The 7,170-nt window shown below is 31.5% G+C and carries 4 protein-coding genes; all 4 read right to left on the minus strand.

Going from position 1 to position 7,170, the window contains the following annotated elements; genetic code table 11:
- Positions 1-2,108: DEAD/DEAH box helicase family protein (locus ACTHW2_RS06950; protein WP_442263236.1), on the minus strand; the 2,108-nt coding region annotated here is incomplete at its 3' end.
- A 14-nt stretch (positions 2,109-2,122) separates the two neighbouring features.
- Positions 2,123-4,093, minus strand: coding sequence for a site-specific DNA-methyltransferase (locus ACTHW2_RS06955; RefSeq protein WP_407089262.1), 1,971 nt, complete (start codon positions 4,091-4,093; stop codon positions 2,123-2,125).
- Between the two features lie 3 nt (positions 4,094-4,096).
- Positions 4,097-4,831, minus strand: a complete 735-nt coding sequence (locus ACTHW2_RS06960; RefSeq protein WP_407089263.1) for a DUF4391 domain-containing protein — start codon at positions 4,829-4,831, stop codon at positions 4,097-4,099.
- 6 nt (positions 4,832-4,837) lie between these two features.
- Positions 4,838-7,170, minus strand: a 2,333-nt coding sequence (locus ACTHW2_RS06965) for a helicase-related protein (RefSeq protein ID WP_442263237.1), incomplete at its 5' end; no start/stop codon positions are given.

Genomic DNA, 7,170 nt, shown 5'->3' on the forward strand with positions numbered 1-7,170 from the left:
TTTGCTATCTCTATAATTTGTTTTTCATAAGGTGCAAATTCTTCTGATAAAATAAGCTCTTCATCTTTAATGGCTTGTCTTAATTTATCCGTTGCCCGATTATTAGAGTTCACATAATCATTTTCTTTCAATTCTTTAACTAATTTTTTGGATTTAGTCTTCCCAAACACTTTAATATCTTCAGTCAAATTATCTTTTTCAACAATAATAGTCGCAAAAGTTTCCTCTTCAAAAATACCAAAACGGATTCCGTCTTCTTCATATTCGGATTGTAGGCTATCTGCAAACTCTTCATAACTTTCATTTGCCATCACTGTTAAAGTATTTATATCGAAACCTGATGTACGTTCGCCTTTTTGATCTACAGCTATTCGTAAACCACGTCCAATTTTTTGTCTCTTTGTGATTGTATCTTGAGTTTCTACTAGTGTTGCAATTTGGAATACATTCGGGTTATCCCAACCTTCTTTTAAAGCAGAATGAGAGAAAATAAACCGTATTTTATTTGCTCGACTAATATTCCCTCTCTCTTCGTCATAAAAAGTCAATAGGCCTTCTTTATCTTTCATAATAATTTCATAGGTTGTTTCGTCGGCAATGGTTCCCCCGCGCGTATCTTTTACACGATTTTTATTATCCACTGAAAAATAACCATCATGGACTTCATTGGTTCCAACATTTGTTTGGTGAAGTGAACGATAACGTGGTTGTGCAATTAATTTATTATATTCATCTTCAAATATCTGTGCATATTCACCAAGCAATTCATTTCCGTCCTCATCATACTGTCTGTATTTATCTACTTGATCAATAAAAAATAAACTCAGCACTTTAATTCCTTTAGGATTTAATAGCAATTCTTTATCTAGATGAGCTTTAATCGTATTATGTATCTGAATACGTTTGATGTCTAAGTCTTCTTGAATAGCAGCATTTAAAGTTATATAGCTTGGTTCTCCAGAAAAGTAGACCGCTTCTTGCCCAGGCGTTGCATCTATATCATTAATAAATCCTATTTTTTGATAAGCAGGGAGCCTAGTTTTCTTCTGCATATCATCGCCTTTACGGAAAGTTAGTATTTTTTTGCTAATTTTGCCTTTGGTTTCTTGATATACTTCCATTTTAGCTGTGATATTCTTTTTATGGTCCACTGAAATTAGGCGCATATACGCTTCATTACCATCATCATCTGCAGTTACACTCGCTACTTCAATTTGTTTAACTAATTCTTGATCATAAGCTTCAACGGCTCCTAAACGATAAAGTGTCGGATATGAAGTATCTCTATGTGTGGCACTATATCTAAATCCTAAAGAAGGTCTTAAATTATTAATGGCTTGTTTAGATAATGGCGTGTTATCTACAGATTGCGGTTCATCAATAATTATTATTGGATTTGTGGAAGAAATTAAATCAATCGGTCGATTTCCTCCAATTTGATCACTTTCACGATAAATTATATTTCTATTACCTTTATTATCTGTTTTAGATCCTGCTTCAGAACGAAATGCTTGAATATTAATAACCATAATATCGATATTTGATGATTGTGAATATTCTCGAACTCTTCCTAAGTTATTACTGTCATACTCAAAATAATTATAAATTACGCCATTAAACTCACGTTTAAAAAACTCTTTTGTCATTTCTAAGTTTTTTATTGTACCGGCTTTAATTGCTATAGATGGTACAATAATTGCAAACTTAGTGAAGCCATACTTTTGATGCATTTTTAAGATAGACTTCAAATAAACGAAAGTTTTACCAGTACCTGTTTCCATTTCAATATTGAATTGAGGGAAAGCATTATTATTTCCATACAATTCTTCTGATGGAGCTATTCCATTTTTTATTTGGACCTTGTTTATGTTTTGTAATAAACGTTCATCATCGATAATGATACGATTTCCTACTCCAATAGACTGAGTTTCTCCAAATAATTCAGTTTGATTTTCGGGTATTAAAGTAGTCTGTGTATCACCTATAGACATAGGGCCACTTTCTACAATTGTGAATTCTGATTTCCGGATTTGTTGTCCTTCAAGAGTATTTACTGCAGAATTAACAGCTTCATCTTGATAATCGAGTTGATCGAATTTAATTCTCACTAATGTTCTCTCCTTTAAATACTCATTAACTGTTCTTCATTAAATCCATTATTTTTAAGTATTTCAATAGAATTCAATTTTTCGTTGTCATTCTTAAATCCGTTATCATTAAAGACAACTGAAGGATTTTCATTTTCATATTCTTTTTGTTTATTAGCAATATACTTAGCCACTTCTTGAGTGATATTCTCACCTAAGACTATATAAACATTTCCGAATGCCACGTCGTATACAGTAGAACCCCCAACTGTACTCTCTGCGAAATGTATATTCAAATTCAATCCTAGCTTAAGAAGTATTTCATAAACGATGTCTGTATGAGAGCGTCCCTCAACAAAGTTATTTTCCATTGAAAACAATGATTCTTCGATATTTTCAGAATCAATGTTCCATTTTTGTATATTTGAATTATCCAACTTTAAATTTTTGAAGCCCACATCAATATTATATTTACTATTTTCCAGTATTTTTTCTCCAGATTTTTTGATTCTATCAATTCCTAATTCTGCTATAGTATCATATCCAGCATTTTTAGCATCACTATTATCTTCTGCAACTTCTGGTAACTGGATCATAATAAACTTACGATTCATATTATCCTTAGAATTCATATTCATAACCGTATGAGCAGTAGATGATGAACCAGCGAAAGCATCTAAAATAATTGCATCTTCTGTATGAGTATAGTTAAATAACTGTTCTAATAAACGTACTGGTTTTTTCCCATCATTAAATGCAACTTCTCCCTCATGCCTTATGTTGCCAAAGTCTCCACTAAAATCATAATAATTTGGGATTGGACTGTACTTGATTGATGTCCCTTCTTCGGCCTCTTCAAGTCTATCTGTTGGGACCCCTGAGAAAAATTTTCCTCTGATGTTACCAGGTTTAGATGGGCCTGTAAAATATCTATATCCTAACCCATCTTCTCCTATTCCTTCAACTTTGTATAAATAGCCATACTCATTATTTTTTTCAGCTCTTGGAGTAATATAACTATTTGAAAATTTTCCACTAGAATTCCCAGATATAACTGAGCCACTTGCCCAAGTCTCTTTAAGTAATTTTTCACTACCTTTTTTATGCTTTTTAATTTTCCATTCATTTTTTGGAAATATTATTGTATCTTTTCCACCTAAATTTGTATGGACTCCCTCTGTCAATTCTTCGATTTCATATATAAATTTATCGTAAGAATACTCTTGTTCTGGTTTTTTAGCAGTAAAATTTTTTTTGTTTTTTGCATAAATATAAACTTGTTCCACTACAGGTTGCCAATCATTCTTTTCATTTAAAGATTTATTAGAGTATCTAACCTGTATATACTGAGTGGATAATCGGTTATCTTCCCCAAATATTTCATCCAGTATTTTACGTAAATTATCAGATTCATTTTCGTCAATACTTATATATATAACACCATCATCAGTTAATAAATTTTTCATTAAAATTAATCGTGGATACATCATATTCAACCAATCCGTATGAAACCTTCCAGATGATTCAGTATTTGTTGCTAGTTTATTACCATCATCATCAACTTGACCGGTTTGTTTAAAATAATTTTGTAAATTATCTTTAAAGTCATCTTTATAAACAAAATCTTTTCCAGTATTGTAAGGCGGATCAATATAAATAATTTTAACTTTTCCAGCGTAAAATTTCTGGAGCAGTTTTAAAGCCTCTAAATTATCGCCCTCTATAAATAAATTCTCAGTTGTATCCCAATTCTTTGAGTTTTCTTTATTAGGTCTTAATGTACCTGTTGAAGGTTGTTGGGCTATTTTAATTGCATTATTTTTTCCATTCCAAGTAAAGGAGTACTTTTCCGGTTTGTCATTGACCTCATCACCTAAAATTAATCGTAGTTTTTCAAAATCAATTTGGTTTTCAGTTAAGACTTCTGGAAAAAGTTCCTTCAATTTATCTATATTTTTTTTAGTAAGCTCTAGAGTTTCTCCACTCATTGGTTTTAAGTCTGACATTTATTATTCTCCTCTTTTAGTGATCTGTTCAAGTTGTTTTTTCTTTTTATTTAATTCATATTGTAAAGGAATAATCTTGTTTATTTGCTCTTCTCTTTTAATTTCTATTTTTAGTCGATCAATATCTTTTTCTAATTGATTAATTTCATCTCGTTCATCCGCAGATAAAAGAACTGGTTTACTATTCTCTTGTGCCACAAAATTTAAAGTATCACCTAATATGTTTTCCTGTATCCATAGATATAATTCCTTAAAATTTCTTTGTGTAAGTTGATTTAGATTGATACGTTCAAACAGTTGATTCATTTCCTGTTCAGAATACTTTTTTGAAGAATATGATTTAGTAACCTTAACACTAGGCACACCATTAATCAGTCTTTTATCATATTTTCCGGTATGAATAGTTGAGTATTCTTCAAAGTTAAAGACAACAATTATAGGATAGGGGAAAATACGAGTTAATATATTGAATACTTTCTCTTCCTTATCCTTCTCACGCATATGAACATGTATAAAGAAAATTTCATTAAAATATTCAGCATCGGATTCATAAACAGCTAAGTTCGTCGTTTGTTCGTTTAAGATAGCTATTAAATAGATCGATTGAACGCTATCCTGTATCAAATCTTTATCCTCTGTTGTATTTAGCTGAGGATATATCGCGTTTTTAGGAATATTCGATCGCTGTTTTGATTTTACTGGAAGTTTTGTTATTTCAAATAATTGATCAATATCCATTCATCACTACTCCCTTATAATTAAAAATGAAATCAACTCAAAATCTTCTATCTTTAGATTATCTGCTGATTCAAAGTGTGTTCCTCCAGGTGCAAATAAGGATTGTATCCCCACTTCTTCTGTTTTTCCTTTAATTTCTTCAAGAGCTTGTGTGAGCAAATAGGAATATTCTTCCATATTTTTCCCTTCTTGAGTTTCACTATTAAATTGATCAACTAGTGATTGAAAAACAGTATTCTTACCTTTAGCTAACTTTTTATAAATACTTAATATTTGATTGGCATGTAAATGATTTAATTTTATTGAACCATCTTGTCTCATATAAATGACTAAGTAAGGATAAAGGCCTGTTGGTTCTTTATCTTCATTTGAAAGCTGTTTTAGCGTAAGGATAATCCCTGGTTCTGCCTCTTCTAGTAAGTCTGCATTCGTGATAGCATACATCCCGGTTGGCGCAGTTACGAGTTCTTTTTCAGAATTTTTTAAAGCCTCAGACAAATCAGATTTAAACTCATTATATGTTAAGTCTGTTACTGATATCGCTCCGTCCACGTCTTCTAAATCTACTACTTGTTCTTGAAGTTGCTGCATTTGTTTGCGACGATAATTCATATCGTTCATATCTTTTTTGTCCGCTTCCTCATTAATTACATCATCTTCACCAGTCGAAGATACATTGGAAAGAACCATTCTTCCACGGACTCGATTTTCTAGATTAATATATTCATCTAGTTCCATATTCGGCCAAAAATTGACTAATTGGATTTGAGTATTTTTGGAACCGATTCGATCAATTCGTCCAAACCGCTGAACCACTCGTACCGGATTCCAATGAATATCATAATTCACTAAGTAATCCGCATCTTGTAAGTTTTGTCCTTCAGAAATTGTATCAGTTGCGATTAAAATATCTATCTCTTCCGAAGCAGCCGCATCAATTTTATTCCGATGCTTTGATATTGGTGAGAAGTTAACTAAGATGTCTTCCATATTTGTTACTTTAATGCCTGACATATTTGTCTTATTCGTTCCTCCACCTGTTATCAAAGCAGCATTTAAGTCATGTTTATTTTTTACATAGTCTGATACATGTTCATATAGATAATTTGCGGTATCCGCAAAGGCTGTAAATATCAATACTTTTTTATTTCCTTCATTAATAGGATTTTTAATTTTATTATCAATTAGTCGAAGCAAATCGTTTAATTTTTCATCTCTAGTAGGTGTTACTGACCTTGCTCCTTGCTGAATTTGTTTTAACTTCACTAAATCTTCTTCTAAATCCATCTTCCAGCGATGAAGATCCATGTCACCTAAAAGTATTTTATTTTTTTTACCCACTGAATAGTCTTCAAATGCTGTCTCTAATTCTTCATCATCATAATTGATTAAAGATGGTAATTTAATTTCATTATTTTGACTTTTAGAAATCACTTCAAGGATATTTTCAATTTGAGTGACCATTCTCGAAACCGTCAATGTAAATGAATGAACTGAACTTTCTAATCGTTTTAATAAACTTGTTTCACGATCTTCTTGTCTAAATACTCCTCTTGATGTTTGGGTATCATAAAGATCTTCATAACGAGCCTTTCGAGTCGGCAGTACATAAGCCATCTGTTGGTATATTGATAAATTTAATGATTTAATTTCATCATTAACCTCTTTTATTGATGAAACTTTTTTTTGGATATCGATATCAGACTTAATAGAAATGGGTTTTAATCGTTTTGGAAACTCACCAATTTCTTTGGTATTGTAATACTTGATAATATGCTTACGACTACGAGCAATCGTCAATAAATCTAGTATTTTAAAGTACCCAGGATTAACCATTTCAAGAAATCGGCTTGTCGTTCTTTGTTTTTCTTCTAAACTCGACCATTCATTATAACGCGCTTGTGCTAACCTTAATTCATTATCAAGATCATCTATTCCGTATGCGTCTAACGCTTGTGGGTTATCATTCGTTATAAAAGCTATTTGATTCTTCAAATCATTCATTCGATTGTTAACAGGTGTTGCAGATAACATAAGCACTTTAGTATTGACACCTTTTTTAATAATCTCTTCCATTAGTCGTTCATAACGAGTCATGCGATCATCTTTAGTCGGATTATTATTTCTAAAGTTATGCGACTCATCAATAACTACTAAATCATAGTTTCCCCAATTAATTGTTTTTAAATCAATATCTCCTGAAAATCCATCGTATCGGCTTAAATCCGTATGATTTAATACATCATAATTAAAGCGATCATCAGCTAATACATTACGAACATCATTTTGTGTATAGACGGTCCAGTTTTCTCTTAACCTCTTAGGTGCTAAAACTAGAA

Source organism: Tissierella sp., assembly GCF_052089545.1.
GTDB lineage: Bacteria > Bacillota > Clostridia > Tissierellales > Tissierellaceae > Tissierella_A.